The 17,808-nt window shown below is 51.5% G+C and carries 14 protein-coding genes; 11 read left to right on the top strand and 3 right to left on the bottom strand.

Annotated features, from left to right (window positions below; all coding sequences use genetic code 11):
- Nucleotides 1-1,749, bottom strand: coding sequence for a sensor histidine kinase (locus ACFSUF_RS02710; protein ID WP_377599841.1), 1,749 nt, complete (start codon nucleotides 1,747-1,749; stop codon nucleotides 1-3).
- A gap of 197 nt (nucleotides 1,750-1,946) precedes the next feature.
- On the opposite strand from ACFSUF_RS02710, the gene ACFSUF_RS02705 reads away from it, so the two are divergent.
- From ACFSUF_RS02705 to ACFSUF_RS02655, 11 genes are all read left to right on the top strand, one after another.
- Nucleotides 1,947-2,840 (top strand): ABC transporter permease, encoded by an 894-nt coding sequence (locus ACFSUF_RS02705; protein ID WP_377599840.1) that lies wholly within the window; start codon nucleotides 1,947-1,949, stop codon nucleotides 2,838-2,840.
- Between the two features lie 11 nt (nucleotides 2,841-2,851).
- Nucleotides 2,852-3,724 (top strand): carbohydrate ABC transporter permease, encoded by an 873-nt coding sequence (locus ACFSUF_RS02700; protein WP_377599838.1) that lies wholly within the window; start codon nucleotides 2,852-2,854, stop codon nucleotides 3,722-3,724.
- A 104-nt stretch (nucleotides 3,725-3,828) separates the two neighbouring features.
- The gene (locus tag ACFSUF_RS02695; RefSeq protein ID WP_377599836.1) at nucleotides 3,829-5,523 is read left to right on the top strand and encodes an ABC transporter substrate-binding protein; all 1,695 of its coding nucleotides are present in this window, start codon (nucleotides 3,829-3,831) and stop codon (nucleotides 5,521-5,523) included.
- Between the two features lie 334 nt (nucleotides 5,524-5,857).
- On the top strand, nucleotides 5,858-6,868 hold the full coding sequence (locus ACFSUF_RS02690) for an ABC transporter substrate-binding protein (protein ID WP_377600228.1): 1,011 nt from the start codon (nucleotides 5,858-5,860) through the stop codon (nucleotides 6,866-6,868).
- An 18-nt stretch (nucleotides 6,869-6,886) separates the two neighbouring features.
- A complete protein-coding gene (locus tag ACFSUF_RS02685) occupies nucleotides 6,887-7,729 on the top strand; it encodes an ABC transporter ATP-binding protein (protein ID WP_377599834.1) in 843 nt (280 codons plus the stop codon).
- A 27-nt stretch (nucleotides 7,730-7,756) separates the two neighbouring features.
- Entirely contained in the window at nucleotides 7,757-8,611 is an 855-nt protein-coding gene (locus ACFSUF_RS02680) for an ABC transporter permease (protein WP_377599832.1), read from the top strand.
- A 51-nt stretch (nucleotides 8,612-8,662) separates the two neighbouring features.
- Entirely contained in the window at nucleotides 8,663-10,021 is a 1,359-nt protein-coding gene (locus tag ACFSUF_RS02675; protein WP_377599831.1) for an LLM class flavin-dependent oxidoreductase, read from the top strand.
- A 96-nt stretch (nucleotides 10,022-10,117) separates the two neighbouring features.
- Entirely contained in the window at nucleotides 10,118-10,504 is a 387-nt protein-coding gene (locus tag ACFSUF_RS02670; RefSeq protein ID WP_377599829.1) for a YtxH domain-containing protein, read from the top strand.
- Between the two features lie 211 nt (nucleotides 10,505-10,715).
- Nucleotides 10,716-12,416: an extracellular solute-binding protein gene (locus ACFSUF_RS02665; protein WP_377599827.1), complete on the top strand. Its 1,701-nt coding sequence runs from the start codon at nucleotides 10,716-10,718 to the stop codon at nucleotides 12,414-12,416.
- Nucleotides 12,417-12,556: 140 nt separating this feature from the next.
- Entirely contained in the window at nucleotides 12,557-14,269 is a 1,713-nt protein-coding gene (locus ACFSUF_RS02660; protein ID WP_377599825.1) for a sensor histidine kinase, read from the top strand.
- Between the two features lie 3 nt (nucleotides 14,270-14,272).
- The gene (locus tag ACFSUF_RS02655) at nucleotides 14,273-15,880 is read left to right on the top strand and encodes a response regulator (protein WP_377599823.1); all 1,608 of its coding nucleotides are present in this window, start codon (nucleotides 14,273-14,275) and stop codon (nucleotides 15,878-15,880) included.
- A gap of 56 nt (nucleotides 15,881-15,936) precedes the next feature.
- On the opposite strand, the gene ACFSUF_RS02650 is transcribed toward ACFSUF_RS02655, so the two are convergent.
- Both ACFSUF_RS02650 and ACFSUF_RS02645 read right to left on the bottom strand, forming a co-directional pair.
- Nucleotides 15,937-16,815: a carbohydrate ABC transporter permease gene (locus tag ACFSUF_RS02650; RefSeq protein WP_377599821.1), complete on the bottom strand. Its 879-nt coding sequence runs from the start codon at nucleotides 16,813-16,815 to the stop codon at nucleotides 15,937-15,939.
- Between the two features lie 14 nt (nucleotides 16,816-16,829).
- Entirely contained in the window at nucleotides 16,830-17,687 is an 858-nt protein-coding gene (locus ACFSUF_RS02645; RefSeq protein WP_377600226.1) for an ABC transporter permease, read from the bottom strand.
- Nucleotides 17,688-17,808: the final 121 nt, after the last annotated feature.

The raw sequence follows: 17,808 nt of genomic DNA, 5'->3' as shown, positions 1-17,808 counted from the left end.
TCATTCCTCCTTATGTACTGCATCAGGCCAGTAAAGACAAACCTTCAATCCCCCATACACAGAACTTTCGATTCCAATCCCGGCGGTATCTCCGTACTGCAGCACCAGCCGCTGGGCTACGTTCCATAGCCCGCACAGGTCGTGTTCGTTCTGGGCATGCGTGACTTTGTACATGAGTTCCTCCTGCTCGCTTCTGCTCAGCCCCGGACCGCTGTCCTCTACCGTAATTGTAAAGAAACCGCCGTCCGATTCAGCCGAGATGCGGATAAATCCGTCCTGTTCCAAATGGGAGATCCCATGAACGATCGCATTCTCCACAACAGGCTGTACAATGAGACGGGGTACTTCGGTCAGTCTGAGCTCTTCCGGCAGATGGATTTCATAGTTCATTTCATGCATGCGGAGCTTGTGGATTTCCAGATAGTTACGGATTAGCTTCAGTTCTTCTTCTAACGTAGTCCGGGCATCACCCGAACGGGTCGCGGTGCGGTAATAGGCGCCAAGGTTGACAGCCATCGAGACGACCGCCTCTTCATCCCCCGACTTTGCGCAATACTTGATGAAGTTCAGGCTGTTATATAGAAAGTGCGGGTCGATCTGTGCCTGGAGCTGCTTTAGCGTGGCCTGCTGAAGGCGGATTTTGGATTCGTAGATGGTTTCGATGAGCTCCTTGATTTTCCCGGCCATGCTGTTGAACTGATACACGAGCACTTGAAATTCATTCTTCGGATGATAGTCGATTTTGGCGGAAAAATCGCCGCGGGCGATGGCCCTCGCACTGTTTGTCAGCTTGATGATTGGGATTTGAACGTTCCGGTAAATAAAATACGATAAAATCAGGCTAAGCGTAATCAGAACGGCGGCGGATATGTAGTACATTTGGTTCGTCCGGTACATCGGAGCCAGCGCATGTTCCAGCGGCACATAATCGACCAGGTACCACTGCAGCGTATTCGTTATTTGATAAGTGACCAGATAGGGCTTGCCGTGGAGTTCAACTGTCTCATGGCCGGTATCGGCCAGCTTTTGGCCGGATAAATGCGACTGCAGCTTGTGGATGTAATCGGGCTTGGAAGTTCTGCTCACAATCGGCTCATGGCCCGGGCTGTATAGGAAAGGGTCGTGCACGTTCTCTTTATTCTTGAATTGATCGAGCATTTTGACCAGGTTGAAGACACTGAAGCTGGCCTCCGTGATGACACGGTAATCGCCCGGAGGCTTGTCCGGAGAGTACTGCGGTTCTACCGTATGCCGGACAAAATAAGGCTGCGCATACCGGTTGTCAGCAGGCAGATAGGTCCATTGCGGAGATAAGTGCTCACTGAGAAATTGCTCATCGTAAGCAATTACACCGCCGTTGGACAAGGCTTCCTGCGCAACAGGGGAGTAGATTGTGAACTGATTCGTCCAGGGCAGGGAAAGACTGTTCAGATTCAGTTTTTCGTTAATATTTTTGAGGATTCCATGTTTATCGTAAGGGTGACTGCTTTCCTCGTAATTCGTATAGGCGGCAACGTAGCTGTCCCGGTTCATCGTCAAGGAGAACACCGACAGCTGATCGGCCGTCGTATCGATTTGGCTCGTCAGCAAAGACATATAGGTTTCGCTGGCGCGGTGAATTCCGTCCCTGACCACGCCTGTGCCGATATGATTTGAGTAATAATTCATGCCCAGCAAAGGAACGAGCATGATCAGCAATATAAGATTGATTTTAGCGAACGTACTTAGGGTGTGAAATTTATTCAGCACGTGAATTCCTCCCTGCTACAAACCTTGTTTCTCTATGCTAAACCATATGGGCGGCAAAAGGAATATGTAACGTCCAAAGCTTAAAATAACATAGCGGACCTCAAAAACGTGTTCTGTATTTACTTAAAAGGCTTGTGTTAGTGTCAAAGTAAGGATTAGCAACCAATACAGCCAGTTTAGGGGATGAGACAAAAACGATGAGTATGCTGAGAAGAAACGGGATCCTGTACGTCATGCTGCTTCCGGGCATTTTTCTGACACTGTTATTTCATTATCTGCCGATGGGAGGACTTGTGATCGCTTTCCAGGATTTCAAGCCGTGGCTTGGCTTTACCAAGTCGCCTTGGGTAGGGTTAGATCATTTCCGCACAGCCTTTGAAAGGCCTGACAGTGTGCAGGTCATCTGGAATACGTTCCTCATTGCGTCACTGAAAATTACAGCCAATCTGATCGTGCCGATTATATTCGCCCTGCTCCTGAATGAAGTAAGGCATATGGCTTTCAAGAAGATTGTTCAAACACTGGTCTATTTACCGCATTTCCTGTCCTGGGTTATTCTCGGGGGGATTCTGGGCGATATGCTCTCGTCTACAGGGATTATCAACACGATGATTCTTCCGTACTTTGGCATCGACCCTATCATTTTTCTGGCGGACGGAATGTGGTTCCGAATTGTCGCTGTCGTCTCTGAAGTGTGGAAGGAATGCGGATTTGCCACGATCGTGTTTCTGGCCGCATTGTCCAACGTAGATCCTTCCCTGTATGAAGCGGCGGAAGTGGATGGAGCGAACCGCTGGCAACAGACCTGGACCGTAACGTTTCCGGCCATCATTCCCATTATCGTCGTTGTAGGTACACTGGCGCTCGGGAACGTGCTGAACGCGGGCTTCGACCAGATTTTTAACTTGTACAATCCACTGGTTTATGAATACGCGGATATTATCGACACGTTCGTTTACCGCATTGGTTTACAGGGAGCGCAGTTCGGCCTGGCCACAGCGATCGGGATGTTCAAATCGATTGTAGGCTTCGTCATGATCGTTTCGGCCTATTATCTTGCCCACCGCTTCGCCAACTATCGCATTTTCTAGGAGGAACGCCCATGTATTACAAAACGAGATCCTATCAGGTCTTTTATTGGACCAACATCGTACTGCTTAGCATCATGGCATTATGCTGTATCCTTCCGCTGATTCATATTTTTGCCGTTTCCTTCAGCGGGGGCATGGCCTTGGCAGCCAATGCGGTCAGCTTTTGGCCTGTTGATTTCCATCTGGATTCCTACAAGACTACGCTGTCTGATCAGGGCTTCCTTCGTTCCTTCAGCAACTCTCTAGTCCGGGTTCTGCTCGGGGTTTCCGTAGGCATGGTGGTCACCATTCTGACCGCTTACCCTCTGTCCAAGATGGATGCCCTGAAAGGCGGAAGATGGATTGCCTGGTTCTTCGTGTTTACGATGCTGTTTCACGGAGGGCTGATCCCCACCTATATTGTCATTCAGAAACTGGGACTGATGAATTCGGTCTGGTCGCTGATTCTTCCCGGCGCGTTAAACATTTATAATATGATTTTGATGCTGAACTTTTTCCGTGCCATCCCGAAAGAGCTGGAGGAGGCGAGCCTGATTGACGGCGCCGGTCATTTTACTACGCTGGTCCGGATTTATCTGCCCGTGTCCCTGCCGTCGATCGCCACGATTATTCTGTTTGTTGCGGTAGGACATTGGAACGCCTGGTTTGACGCCTTGATTTACCTCAGACAGGAGAGCTGGCCAATGAGTACGCTGCTGCAGACGTTAGTGAAGGCGCCGGATCCGTCTACCATGTCCATCACGAGCGAGGAAGCGCTCAATCTGTCGGATCGTACACTGAAAGCGGCCAAAATCTTTGTCGGTACGCTGCCGATCCTGCTGATTTATCCTTTCCTGCAGCGGTTTTTTGTAAAAGGAATGGTTATGGGCGCAGTGAAAGGATAAGTTAAAATAACATAATCAAGTTTAAGAATATGCTCTGTGAAACCGCTCACACGGACTTTATAGTTAGGGATGTAACAACCTATATTTCGAAAAGGGGTCAGAACATGAGGAAATGGATGAAACTCAACACCTTGGTGCTTGCCTGTACATTGGCGCTCACGGCATGCTCGTCCGGGGGAAACAGCAACACGCCGGCGGATACGGGGAATGCACAAGATCCGGCGTCGGACAACGGCTTCTCGAAGGGCAAATTTGAAACGCCGGTAACCATGACGACGGTTAGTTCTGTCAATTCTACTTTTAAATTCAAGAATGGCGAGACGATCGAGAACAACATCCATTCCCGGTGGGTGAAGGAAAGATTAGGGATCGATCTGAAGTACAATTGGGTCACTTCGGATGATCAATTCAAGACCAAGGTTCGTTTGGATATGTCCTCCGGGCAAAAGATGCCGGATATTATCTTCGTTACGGATCCGCAGCTTCTGACCGACCTTGTTGATTCGGGGATGTATAAAGAGGTATCGGAAGATTTCGAGAAGTATGCCTCTCCGGAAGTAAAGAAAATTTACGAGGATCCGCAATTGTGGGCTCAAGTTACTAAGGACGGCAGACGATACGGGATCCCTCAACTGACGGTTGCTTATAACAACGACCCTGTATTGTGGGTACGTGAAGATTTCCTGAAAGAGAAGAATTTGCCGGAACCTAAGACGCTGGACGAATTGGAAAAGGTGATGGAGGCGATGAAGGGGACCCAAGTCGGCAATCCTCCGCTAGCCTTGAGCTTTAAAGATGCCGGCATGCCGTTTGTTCAATGGCGCGGAGATACAAGCTGGGTATTCGGAGCTTATGGCGTCATCCCGCATTACTGGAACAAGTGGAACGGGGAGCAGCTGGAGTATGGCTCCATTCAGCCGCAAGTTAAGGATGGACTGGCAAGGCTGGCAGATTGGTATAAGAAAGGGTATATTTCGGCCGATGTAGGCATGGTCGAAGTGAGCAAGAGCGATGATACCTACAAAACGAATAAGTCAGGCTTGATGGCAGGTCCTTATTTCCAGGCGAACAGCGCGAGGAACTTCCTGCAAAGAAATTTCCCTGAAACGAAAACCAAACCGCTGCCGGTACCTGCAGGTCCGGACGGTAAAATAGGCAGACGTTACAGCCCTGTTCAAACCGGCGCCTTCCTGATCAGCAAAGATTTCAAGAACCCGGAAGCATTCTTCCTGTACCTGAATACGATGTACGTTGTCGGCAATCCGCCTAAAGGCCATGAGTTCGAAAAAGGCTGGAAAGAAGGCTACGACTATGTAACTAAAGCAGATGGAACCGTATCTTATGTTGAAGCGGATTTCCCTGATAAGCTGAAAGTGAATGCGACCAAGTATTTTATCGGCCATCAGCCTTTTGTTGATCCGCAGATGCTGTTCAATACGTTATTAAAGTTCTATAACGGCGAAAAGCCGTCTACTCCTTATGAAGACATGATGTATAACAATATTCCGGTGGAAGAGCGCGCGAACCCGAAATCGGTCATGGAGTGGCAAGCTGCGAAGATTGTGATGGATCAGAAGGATAAAGCCATCCAGAACCTGTTCCTCGGCGGCCAGACCGAAACCATGAAATCGAAGTGGGAAGCACTGTTGAAACTGGAGACGGAAACCTTCCTGAAAATTGTATACGGCAAGGCTCCGATCGACGAGTTCGACAACTTTGTAAAGAGCTGGAAGTCCTTGGGCGGAGATAAAATCACGGAAGAAGTCAATGAGTGGTACAAAGCATCCGGCGGTAAGTAAATAAAATATGGATGGAGCTTAGGCTGTCCCTGAAAGTAGACTCATTCTACTAACGGCGACAGCCTTTTTCCATACAACGTGCTGGACGGCCGCGGGGAAATTAGATTCCTAAGTAAAGGGTTGACAGACGAGAGTTTCCGATATAGAATCAATTTAATTCATACTAAGTCTATAGGAAATAAATGAATTACGACCGGACCACCGGAGGCCAGCATCGTGGATGCATGGGCCTTTTTTTTATCCCAAAAAGCGCTGATTAGGGGATCACCACTTAAATTCGGGAGGGGTTTCGTTGAAATTATCTGAATTTTCAATTAAGTTTTTTAACTTTTCGATGGCAACGTTGTTATCGTCTGCGGTGCTCCTCAGCGGCTGCGGCGATGCAAGTTCAGTCGACACAGCCAAGGCCGACGGCGTCAAGGCCGAAGTGCAGGAGCTTCGTTATCAGGGAGGGATAGGAGCGGTTACCTACCCGGAGCTGGCGGAAAACCTGGGGTACCTGGCCCCGGTCAAGCTTAAGTATATCGGCAATACGATCAGCGGGCCTCAGGATATTCAGGCGACAGTGACAGGGGATACGGATTTCGGGGGTGCGTTTAACGGGGCGATCGTCAAACTGATTGCGGCCGGTGCACCGATAACGCCGGTCATCTCCTACTACGGAGTGGATGAGAATACCTGGTCGGGGTATTACGTTCTGGAGGACAGCCCCATTCGAACTGCAAAGGATCTCGTCGGCAAAAAAATTGCAGTCAACACGCTCGGAGCGCACCATGAGTTTATTATCAAGGAGTTTTTGCGCAGGGAGGGGTTGACGGAGGAAGAGATTAAGCAAGTGACGCTGGTCGTGGTGCCCCCGGTTACCGGTGAACAGACGCTGCGGGCAGGGCAGGTCGATGCGGCTACGTTAGGCGGCCTGCTTCGGGACAAGGCGCTGGAACGCGGCGAAATCAGGCCGTTATTTAAGGACCGTGATCTATTCGGCGATTTCAGCGCGGGGACGTATGTACTGCGCAAGGAGTTCATCAAGGACAATCCGAACACGTCCCGCAAGTTTGTAGAAGCCGTCGCCAAAGCGATCGAGTGGGCAAGAACAACGCCTCCGGAGGAAGTGCAGGCGAAGTTTAAAGAGATTATCGCCCAGCGGGGACGAAAGGAAGACGACAGCACGGTCAAGTATTGGAAAAGCACAGGCGTGGCGGGAAAGGGAGGGCTCATTCATGAAAGTGAGTTCGGTACCTGGGTGGAATGGCTGGAGAAGGACGGCCTGCTGAAGAAAGGCGAGTTGGACGGTAAAACGCTGTATACGAACGAGTTTAACCCTTATCGAGACGAGAGCAACTAAGGAAGGAGCTGAGAAGCAATGTCTGCCAAAATCAGTATTCAGCACGTTCACAAATCGTTTCAGGCGAAGCGGAAAATCGTTGATATGCAAAAGGGGCAGCAGCGGGTTTCGGCGCTGGAAGACATTCACTTGGAGGTGAAGGACGGCGAATTTATGGTCATTGTCGGGCCGAGCGGCTGCGGGAAGTCCACTTTGCTGGACCTGCTCGCGGGGTTGACGAAGCCGTCCGGGGGACAGATCGTCCTGGACGGCAAGCCGATTGACGGGCCTAATTTGGAGAGGGGCATTGTGTTCCAGCAGTATGCGTTATTTCCGTGGAGAACCGCACTCGCCAATGTAGAATTCGGGCTCGAGGCGAAAGGTGTCGGCCGCAAGGAGCGGCGGACGGTTGCCCGGGAGTATATCGACCTTGTCGGCTTAACCGGTTTCGAGCATCGCTATCCTCATGAGCTTTCCGGCGGGATGAAGCAGCGAATTGCCATTGCTAGAAGCCTGGCTTACAACCCGGAGGTGCTGCTCATGGATGAGCCGTTCGCTGCGCTCGACGCGCAGACAAGAGAGACGCTGCAATCGGAATTGCTGCGCATCTGGGAGGCTACGAAGAAGACGATCATCTTCATAACGCACGGCATTGAAGAGGCGGTGTATTTAGGGCAGCGGGTTGCAGTGATGACCTCCCGGCCGGGGCGTATCAAGCAAGTGGTGGAAATTCCGTTCAGAGCGCGCACGTCCGAGGAGGATTTACGGGCAAATCCCGAGTTTGTCCGGCTGCGGCATGAAATATGGGAACTGTTGAAGGATGAAGTGCACCGCGCGCAGGAGCAGGAGAAGGAGAAAAGCCTCCAGTCCCGGAACGGATGAACTTACTATTGAAAGGAGAGATGCGTTATGGCTGAATCTGCAGTTCATGAAGCGTTACTCGAATATCGTAAGGAAGAAAGGAGCGATGGATGGAAACTCAGCGGCTTGATACGGGCGGCCGGGGCGTTCTTTATCTTCCGAAACGGAATTGCCATTGCGGCTTTCCTGCTGTTGTGGGAGCTGGCGCCAAAGGCAGGTTGGACGGAGAGTACCTTTTTGCCGCCGTTTAGCGCCATTGTGGAAACCTGGTGGAGGATGCTGCTCTCCGGTGATTTGCAGGATCATGCGGCGGCAAGCTTGACCCGCTCCTTTGGCGGGTTCGCCTTGGCTATCGCGGTGAGCATCCCGATCGGGCTCGCGATCGGGTGGTGGAAAGGCGTCTCCGATCTGCTGAATCCGCTTTTGGAGCTTTTCCGCAATACCGCTGCGCTGGCGATTCTGCCTGTGTTTATTCTGCTGCTGGGCTTGGGAGAGACGTCGAAAATTGCCATCGTGTTCTATGCGTGCGCGTTTCCTCTGCTGCTGAATACGATCAGCGGCGTGCGGAACGTAGATCCCCTTCTTATCAAGTCCGCGCGGTCTATGGGGTTGTCCCCGGTTGCCTTGTTCCGCAAAGTGATTTTGCCGGCTTCGATTCCTACGATTTTTGTAGGAGTGCGCCAGTCTGCAGCTGCATCCATCCTCGTCCTTGTTGCGGCAGAGATGGTCGGGGCGAAGGAAGGTCTGGGCTATTTGATTCAATACGCTCAATTCAGCTTTCAAATTAAGGAAATGTATGCAGGGATTCTAACGATCTCACTCATCGGTCTTGCGTTGAACTATACGCTGGTATTTGCAGAACGGAAGCTGACGGCTTGGAAACAGGGGTTTGGAGAGTCCTGAAGCAGAGCAGGAAGTGATCATCATTATATCGGAGAAGGGCGTGTTGTAATTATGGGAGAGAACAAGCGGCAAATGCATCTTAACGTTTTCATTATGAATGTGGGACATCATGAGGCGGCATGGCGCCGGACCGATACCGAACCGCGCCGTATTACGGATCTGTCGTACTATGCGGAGCTGGCCCGCGAGGCTGAAGAGGCGAAATTCGACTCGCTCTTTCTGGCGGACGGCCTTGCGGTGAGCCGAAACGTAAAGCACGGATTCCAGTCGGGGCTGGAGCCGTTCACACTGCTGTCCGCGCTGGCCGCAGTTACGAAGAAAATCGGGTTGATCGGTACCGTCTCGACTACGTTTAACGAGCCGTTTCATGTGGCCCGTAAGTTCGCCTCTCTCGATCATATCAGCAACGGGCGTGCGGGCTGGAACATCGTGACATCGGGCAGCGATTTGGAAGCGGCGAACTTCCATAAGGAAGCGCATCTGCAGCATGCAAAGCGGTATGAGCGCGCAAAGGAGTTTCTCGATGTGGCAGTAAAGCTGTGGGACAGCTGGGAGGACGATGCGCTGGTCGTGGATCGGGAGTCGGGGGTTTTTGCCGACGACCGCAAAGTACGGGCGATCGATCACGGAGGCAGCTGGTTCCACGTCCGAGGACCGCTCAACGTCCCTCGTACCCCCCAGGGGTATCCGGTTCTTGTGCAGGCCGGCTCATCGGAGGATGGCAAGGAGTTCGCGGCCGAGTTTGCGGAAGCGATCTTCACAGCGCAGCAGACGCTGGAGGACGGGCAGCGGTTCTACAGCGATGTGAAAGGACGCCTCCTGAAATACGGGCGCCATCACGACTCGCTGAAGATCCTGCCCGGCATTTGCCCGATCATCGCCCCGACGGAGGAAGAGGCGAAAGAGAAGGAGCGGCTGCTGAACGAGCTGACTGTGCCGGCTTACGGTTTGCACCAGCTTTCGCAGATGGTAGGCATAGACCTGTCCCAGTATCCGCTGGATGGCCCGCTGCCCGAGCTGCCGCCGGTGGATGTCATCAACGGCAATAAGAGCCGTTTCCAGCTGGTCGCCGACTTGGCGAAGCGGGAACAGCTCACCCTTCGCCAGCTGACGCACCGGCTTGCAGGGGGCCGCGGCCACCGCGTCTTTGCGGGCACGGCCGTGCAGGTGGCGGATCAGCTGGAAGAATGGTTCCAGCTGGGGGCGGCAGACGGCTTCAACGTCATGCCTCCGTTTCTCCCCGGCGGATTGACCGAATTTGCCCGGGAGGTCGTGCCGGAGCTGCAGCGCAGGGGGCTGTTCCGTACGGAGTACGACAGCGGAACGCTGCGCGGGCATTATGGCTTGCCCCGCCCGGAGAATCGCTGGGCAGCTTCGGAAGTTGACCGTTATAAGGAAGTATCGTTGTAAATCAACGTTCATTCGCTTCAGCCTGTCCGGCCTATTTTTAACTTCAGGAAAACGGGGTAAGTACTTGTGTAGACATTCACGAGAGGAGAGATGAACATGAACGCTCAAACAGGAAAGACCATCGCCGCCGGTGCAGTCATTGGTGCCGCGGTCGGTGCGGGTGCGGCGGTTCTCATGGCTCCCGGGCAAGGTCAGCAGGTACGTGCAAAGATTTCGGAGGCCGTTGATCTGCTGAAGGAGAAAGGCGCCAAACTGAAGGAAACCGGTCTTGAGTTCGCAGGCAAAAGCCAGGAAATCGCAGGCGTGATTAAGGACTCCCTTGCGGTGATCAAAGAAATACAGGCTGACGTACAGGCGGCGAAGGAAGAGATCAAGACGGGGGTTCAGCAGTTTAAGGCAAAGGCGGATACCGACTTGGAAAACATCAGAGAGGCGGCATCCTCGACTTCCGCTTCAACTTCAACTTCAACTCCGGTCATGTAACTGAATAGGAAGCGGCGCAAACCCTCTCCGTAACGAGAGGGTTTTTTGCCACGTTTGCTTCCTGATTCAAAGCCGCGGGCTCCTCTCTCAGGGGAAACGTAGTATACTAAGTTAATAGAATCTCCGAATTGTTTACTTATTCCTCTTACTCGTAATGGGTGATTTTTCTACAATGAGGATAGAACCTATTACTTGAAGGGGGAAGCAAACCATGGCATGGAGAAAGTCACTAACGGCAATGCTGGCGCTTTTGCTTTTTGTAAGCGTATTAGCAGCTTGCTCAGGCAGCAATTCTAACAGCGGCAGCGGGGGTAACAAAGAGGCACAGGCGGAGGAAGGCGCGAATAACAAACCAGAGGAAGCGCCGGAACTCCCGAAGGGATTTACTGATGGTAAATATGATCCTCCAGTTACGATTACGACCATCAGCAGCCGGCCGTCGTTAACGTTCAGAGACGGGGAGAGCATTGAGGACAATGTTCATACACGCTGGGCAAAAGAGACATTGGGCATCAATCTGAAGTATTTGTGGTCGGTTCCGAACGGCGATGATGCCAAGACCAAGTTAAGCTTATCGTTATCGGCCAACGAACCGCTTCCCGATGTTCTGATGATGGATGATAAAGCGTTTGAGAGCCAGCTCATCGAGTCCGGCAGATTTATGGATCTGACGGAAGCGTTCGAGAAATACGCTTCCGAGGACGTCAAGAAGCTGTACGAATCTACACCGGGCGTATGGAACCGGTATACCAGGGACGGTAAGATTTACGGGATCCCTCATCTGAGCGTCGCTATGCAGAATGATCCGATTCTATGGATCCGTCAGGACTGGATGGATAAGCTCGGACTGCAAGCACCCAAAACGCTGGACGACGTCGAGAACATCATGGATGCTTTCGTGACCAAGGACCCGGACGGCAACGGCAAGAAGGATACGTTTGGCTTGGCTATGAGCCAGTATTTCAAAGATTGGATCAGCGATACCAGCTGGGTGTTCGGCGCATACGGCACCGTTCCGAAGATCTGGACGAAAGGCAGCGACGGAAAGCTTGAATACGGTTCCATTCAACCTGGAGCCAAAGAGGCGCTGGCCCGCATGAACCAATGGTTTAAGAAAGGATACATCAGCAAAGAATTTGGAGCTATGGACGGCGGGAAAGCGTCGGAACTCATTCTGAACGGCAAAGCGGGCATCATCGGAGGCGCCTACTGGCTTGCCAACTGGCCTTTGCCGGATGCGATCAAGAACAATCCGGGCGCGGTATTTAAGCCTTATCCGATCCCTGTAGGTCCTGACGGTAAAGCAGGCCGTCAAGGACAGACCATTGCCGGCGGCGGATTAATGGTGAATAAGGATTTTAAACATGTCGATGCGCTGTTTCTATATCTGAACAAGCTCTTCGAAGGAGCAGATCCTAAGCCTGGAAGCGCATTTGAACACGGCTTCGCGGAAGGGTACGACTATGTGATGAAGGACGGCAAAGCATCCGGATTAACAGAGGATATTCCCGGAGGCAAGCTGGAAGTGTTTCAATATTTCCTGACGACGCAGCGGCCGAACGTACCGATGCTCGAAATGGAAACGTTCGATAAATTAGCGAAAGGCGGCAAACCGGAAACGCCGTTTGAGCTGATCGCATCTCAGCAGCTGCCGGGACGGATTGAGGGCGGCGCTGTAGTTTACTCCCAGAAGGAAGCCTCCAAACAAGATCTGTTCGAAGGGCCTGCTACCCCGGCTATGCAGTTGAAGGGGGAAATCCTCAATACGATGGAAGCGGACACGTACATCAAGATGATTTATGGAGAGACACCGCTGGATGCGTTCGATAAATTCGTCAGCGATTGGAAGTCCAAAGGCGGCGATGAAATTACCAAAGAAGTGAATGAGTGGTACCAGTCCGTCAGCCAATAACGCTGCGGGTAGAGCGAAAGCTGTGATATACGCAGCTTTCGCTTTCCCGCGTTTAGAAGTAACGATGCAGTTTGGGCTCCGCAAATCCTAAGCAAAGAAAGGGTTGACTTGTTTTGAGCAAATGGGGAGTTTTCACAAAAATGATTGTGCTGCTCTTCGTCATTATGATTCCTGTCATCTATCTGTACAATTACTCCAACAAAGTGAGTGTAGGGGTAGTCCGGGAGGAAATTCAGAATGCGAACTATGCTCAACTGACCTTTCTTTCGAAGCAGCTTGATAACCAGATCGACCAGTTGTCAATGCTGGCGATCACCTTAAGCAATGACCCGAACGTGAAAGAGTTTCAAGGAATTCAGACCGTGGACACGATGTACAGCAATTACAGCTCCGTGAAAACCCATCAGCTGCTGGAACAGAAGCTGAAGCTGCAAAGCGCATCGAACCATTGGACGAATACGCTGTCCGTTTATTCGCCCAATGCCAAAAAAGCGGTATCGTCCAGAGGGGGAGCGGTTTACGACGAGTCCGCCCTTCAAGACCGCCTTACGGCGGATTGGGTCCTGCAGAAGCCGGCCGGGCAGCCTGCCTATTTCATGAAGCATATTACTTCTCCCATTGTTGCCAAAGGCGACATAAGCAGGATGCAGCTTGTAACGGAAATCACGTTTCCGATAAAGAACATCCAGGACATCCTGGAACAGTACAAGGCCGGAAAGAAAAATAACCCGTTTCTGTACTCCCCGTCACAGCAGCCCATTCAAAGCTTTTCAGGCGATCAGGAACTTACGAGGTCCCTTGTTCAGCAGGTGGAAGGCAGCAGCAGTATCCAACGCGGGCGTCTTGCCAATCAAATCATGGAAATGAACGGCCAGAACTATCTGGTGAACATTGTGGAAATTCACAGCTTGCACTGGTATCTGGTGGATTATGTTCCGCTGCAGCACATGCTCGCGCCGATTACCAAAAGCCGCAACTTATTTTATATGTCCGTCTCTGTACTCTTGTTCATGAGCGTGATTGTAGTCGTCTTTTTGTATAAACATGTTCAGGTCCCGATCCGTGAGCTCGTCCACAGCGTACAAAGATTGAAGAAAGGGGATTACTCCGTACGGATTGTCGGCAAAAACAATGATTTTCAGTTTCTGTTCCTGCGGTTTAACGAAATGGCGGAGGAAATCGGCAGCCTGATCCAGCATGTCTATGCCGAACGAATCCGGTCCAAGGAAGCGACGCTGAAGCATCTTCAGTCCCAGATCAACCCCCATTTCCTATACAATTGCCTCGCGTTCATCCGCAGTATGACCAGGCTTGGGGAGAAGGAAGCTGTGATGGATATGGCCCTTCATCTAGGCAACTATTACAGGTATACGACCAGGAATGAAAGGCAGATTACGTCTTTGGGCGAAGAGCTTGAACTAGTCCGCAATTACTTGACCATCCAGAATCTGCAAACCCAGCGTCTGGACTATGACATGGCCGTGCCTGATTCCATGCTGGCTTTGGAACTTCCCAGGCTGACGCTGCAGCCGATTGTTGAGAACTGTATCAAGTACGGGGTAGAACGGAAAAGGGGAACCGGCATCATCCGCATTCTCGGGGAAGAAGACGACCGTTTTTATACCCTTGTTGTAGAAGATAACGGACCGGGTATGGAAGCCTCTTCTCTAGAGCTTTTGCGCAGAACTTTGATCATGCCGCTGGAAGACGAGATGGGATGCGGCCTTTGGAATGTGCATCAGCGGCTTTTGTATCATTTTGGTGAAGAATCAGGCTTGTTATTTGAGAATATTCCCGATGGAGGGCTCAGGGTAAGTCTCAAGCTGCAAAAGAAAGCAAACGCGGAGGGGTAAAGCATGCTGAAGCTTCTAATAGTGGACGATCATATGCATCTGGTGGACGATATGGCGGAGTCTCTGGATTGGAACGGACTTGGTATTACTTCGGTCTATAAAGCCTACTCGTCCGACGATGCGCTCGAAATCCTGAACGAACAGGCCGTCCACATTGTGATAACGGATATTCAGATGCCGGGGATGTCCGGGCTGGAGCTCGTACAGGAAATCCGAAAGAAGTGGCCTGGGGTGAAGTGTATTCTGATCTCCGGATATGACGATTTTCAATATGCCCAACAGGCCATTCAGAACCGGGTGGAGGATTATTTGCTGAAACCGGTGTCCGATGAGCAGATTCTCGGCAAGGTCCGTGAAGTGATCCTGCAGATTAGGGAGGAGTGGGAGCATGTCGCATCCTTTCAAAGAGCGGTCCACACCTTTCGGGAGAACTTGCCCCGCCTGCGGGAGACATTGCTGCTTGAGCTTTTGCGGGGGTTCAGGCACGGCAATCTGGAGGAGAAGCTGCAGCGCTTGGAACTGCCGTTTCAACCGGGAGATTCCGTCTCCCTATTGTTTATCCGGTTCGACGACGATTATGGAGCGTACCATCCGCATGATATCGCATTGCTGGAATATGCGGTTTCCAATATTGCCGCCGAGCTGCTGGCGGATTCCTTTGAGACATGGCACTGCAAGGATGAGCACGGCTATATGGTTGTGGCAGTGAAAGCCAAGGGACACGGGGAATCCGGGCTGCGGAAGGATCAGCTGGATAAAGCCGGGATGCTGTTGATGGACAATACGCGAATGTATTTGAACAAGGCCATTTCGGTAACGATCAGCACATGGGGGACGTTCCCCCATGAAATCCCCGGCATGTACCGGCATTCCATCTTAAATATCGTCAAGCGCATCGGGAACGAAAGCGAGTGCTTCTACTCGGAAACCTCGGCCCTAAGTGCCGGTGAAGAGCAGCTGCAGTCGCTGGTTTCCTTATACCAGCCTCCGGCACTCCCGCAGCTTTTGGAGGCCGGGCGTTGGTCCGAGGCTGAAGCGAAACTGCATGAGCTGGATAAGGAGCTGAGCCGGAAATGGACTTCTTCCCGGGAGCACCTGCTGGAAGCATTTCTGGCCGTCAGCTCGGCCTTTACGTTCATTGCCCACAAGAACGGCCGAAGCATTGTGGAAATTGCCGGAGACGATTGGAACCGGGTCATTGGAGGGGCCATGCCTCACAGCGTCCAGCAGTTGAGCGAATGGAGCCAAAGGGTGCTGCGGAAGCTGAAGGAGGACATGGAAAGCGAAATCCAACTATCCCGAAGCTCGATTGTCAGGGAAGTTCATCAGTTCGTCGAGGACCACTTGTCAGAAGATGTCTCCCTGAAAAGCATTGCGGATCATATCTATCTCCATCCTGTATACTTATCGAGAATTTACAAGCTCGAAACAGGCCAAGGATTGAGCGACTATATTCTGCAGCTGAGAATGGAGAAAGCGGCACACTGGCTGAGAAATACACATGAGAAAATTTACGAGATCGCTATGAAGCTGGGATATCATAATCCGAATTATTTTGCCAAAACGTTCAAGAAGCACTTCGGCATGACACCGCAAGAGTACCGGAGTTAGTGTTTGTATCATACAAAAAGGAGTTCCCGCCGGGAACCCCTTTTTGCTTTGCAACCTTATTCTTTGACAGCACCGAGCACAATTCCTTTCACGAAGAAGCGCTGCAGAAACGGATAAACCAGCAGGATCGGGAGAGCGCCGATGAAGATTTGCGCCGACTTGACGGTACGTTCGGATAAATTCTCCAAATCTTCCGGGTTGATCTGCACCCTGGTGAAATCCTGTTCCACTACGATCGACTGAAGGAAGGTGGCGAGAGGGTATCTTTCCATCTCGGTCATGTAAATCAATCCGTCAAACCAGGAATTCCAGTTTCCAACCATCGTGAACAAGGATAAGGTAGCTATGGCGGGAAGCGATACCGGTAAATAAACGCGCAGCAAGGTGACCAGATGTCCGGCTCCGTCAATCAGTGCGGCTTCTTCAAGTTCTTTGGGTACGTTGCGGAAGAAATTCAGCAGCAGCACAACGTTCCATGCCGACAGCAGGCCCGGGATAATGAGTGCCCAGAGTGAATTGATCAACCCCAGCTTTTGGACGAGAATATAGTTGGGAATCAAGCCCCCGTTAAACAGCATCGTAAATACAAAGAACCATACAAGTACGGTTCGTCCCCGGAAAAAAGAATCATCTTTAGACAGAGGATAGGCTGTAAGAATGACGACCAGCATGCTGAAAAACGTGGCAATCACGGTCCGTTTGGCGGAAATCCATAGAGAAGTGGTGAAATTGCTGTTTCCTATCGTTTTGAAATAAGCATCAAAGGTAAAGTCTACGGGCCATAATCCGACTAGGTTGGCCATGGCTGCTGATTTTCCGCTTAGGGAGACGGCGAAAATGTGGATCAGCGGAATAATGCACAATAAAGCCAGGGCGAACAGGAAGATATGATTAAACAGGCTAAAGATCCGGTACCCGCGCGATTTATAGTACATGGCGAGGCCTCCTATTAGAAGATTTTGTAGTTGGCATATTTATAGGCAAGCCTGTATGAGGTCACGATCAGGATGAACCCGATGACGGATTTCAGCAGGCCCATGGCGGTAGCGAAGCTCATTTTGCCGCTGAGGATCCCCTGACGGTAGACGAAGGTGTCGATAATATCCCCTTTGTCGTACACAAGCGGATTATACAAGTTGAAAATCTGGTCGAAGCCTGCATTCAAAATGTTCCCGAGCGACAGCGTACCCACTACGATCATAATCGGCACCAATCCGGGCAGTGTAATATGAACCGTCTGTTTCCAGCGGGACGCTCCGTCCACCTCGGCGGCTTCATACAACGACGGATTCACGCCGGCAAGCGAAGCAAGGAAAATGATCGTGCCGAATCCGAACTCTTTCCATACGTCGCTGATTACCACGGTCGCCCGGAACCAGTCACCGTTGCCAAGGAAGAAGACCGGCTCGAATCCGAATGCGCCTAACAGCCTGTTCACCAAGCCGCCTTCCGGCGAAAGCATATCCAGAAGAATTCCGCCCAGGATGACCCAGGACAGGAAATGCGGCAGATAGACAAGGGTTTGTACGGTGCGCTTGAACGCCATTTTGCGTACTTCATTCAGCAAGATGGCAAACACGACGGGCACGATCAGCCCCGCGATAATCTTGAGCACCGCGATGATAAAGGTATTCCAAATGACTTGCGTATTCTCTTTGTACTCGAACATGAACCGGAAGTGGAATAACCCTACCCACTTAGAACCTGTAATACCCAGCCACGGCTTAAAATCCTGAAATGCGATGACCAGCCCGGCCATCGGGATATAATTGAAGAGGAGCGCCAGCAATACCCCTGGTACAACCATCAAATATAACGGGGCATTTCTCCGGAAATTCCACGGGCGTCTTCTTAGTTTCGCCGTTGCAGCCGTTGACCTGCGGACCTTGCCGATGCCGGAAACGGCGTTTTCTGTTTTCATGAAGTTC

This window comes from Paenibacillus gansuensis (assembly GCF_042684925.1).
GTDB lineage: Bacteria > Bacillota > Bacilli > Paenibacillales > DY6 > Paenibacillus_N > Paenibacillus_N gansuensis.
Note: the sequence above shows the minus strand (reverse complement) of the source record. Positions and strands in the feature narration are given on the sequence as shown.

Coding starts and splice junctions, on each gene's coding strand:
- ACFSUF_RS02700 (WP_377599838.1), top strand. CDS start 2,852: ATGTATTACAAAACGAGATCCTATCAGGTCTTTTATTGGACCAACATC.
- ACFSUF_RS02695 (WP_377599836.1), top strand. CDS start 3,829: ATGAGGAAATGGATGAAACTCAACACCTTGGTGCTTGCCTGTACATTG.
- ACFSUF_RS02655 (WP_377599823.1), top strand. CDS start 14,273: ATGCTGAAGCTTCTAATAGTGGACGATCATATGCATCTGGTGGACGAT.
- ACFSUF_RS02680 (WP_377599832.1), top strand. CDS start 7,757: ATGGCTGAATCTGCAGTTCATGAAGCGTTACTCGAATATCGTAAGGAA.
- ACFSUF_RS02650 (WP_377599821.1), bottom strand. CDS start 16,815: ATGTACTATAAATCGCGCGGGTACCGGATCTTTAGCCTGTTTAATCAT.
- ACFSUF_RS02645 (WP_377600226.1), bottom strand. CDS start 17,687: ATGGTTGTACCAGGGGTATTGCTGGCGCTCCTCTTCAATTATATCCCG.
- ACFSUF_RS02675 (WP_377599831.1), top strand. CDS start 8,663: ATGGGAGAGAACAAGCGGCAAATGCATCTTAACGTTTTCATTATGAAT.
- ACFSUF_RS02705 (WP_377599840.1), top strand. CDS start 1,947: ATGAGTATGCTGAGAAGAAACGGGATCCTGTACGTCATGCTGCTTCCG.
- ACFSUF_RS02660 (WP_377599825.1), top strand. CDS start 12,557: ATGATTGTGCTGCTCTTCGTCATTATGATTCCTGTCATCTATCTGTAC.
- ACFSUF_RS02665 (WP_377599827.1), top strand. CDS start 10,716: ATGGCATGGAGAAAGTCACTAACGGCAATGCTGGCGCTTTTGCTTTTT.
- ACFSUF_RS02670 (WP_377599829.1), top strand. CDS start 10,118: ATGAACGCTCAAACAGGAAAGACCATCGCCGCCGGTGCAGTCATTGGT.
- ACFSUF_RS02685 (WP_377599834.1), top strand. CDS start 6,887: ATGTCTGCCAAAATCAGTATTCAGCACGTTCACAAATCGTTTCAGGCG.
- ACFSUF_RS02690 (WP_377600228.1), top strand. CDS start 5,858: ATGGCAACGTTGTTATCGTCTGCGGTGCTCCTCAGCGGCTGCGGCGAT.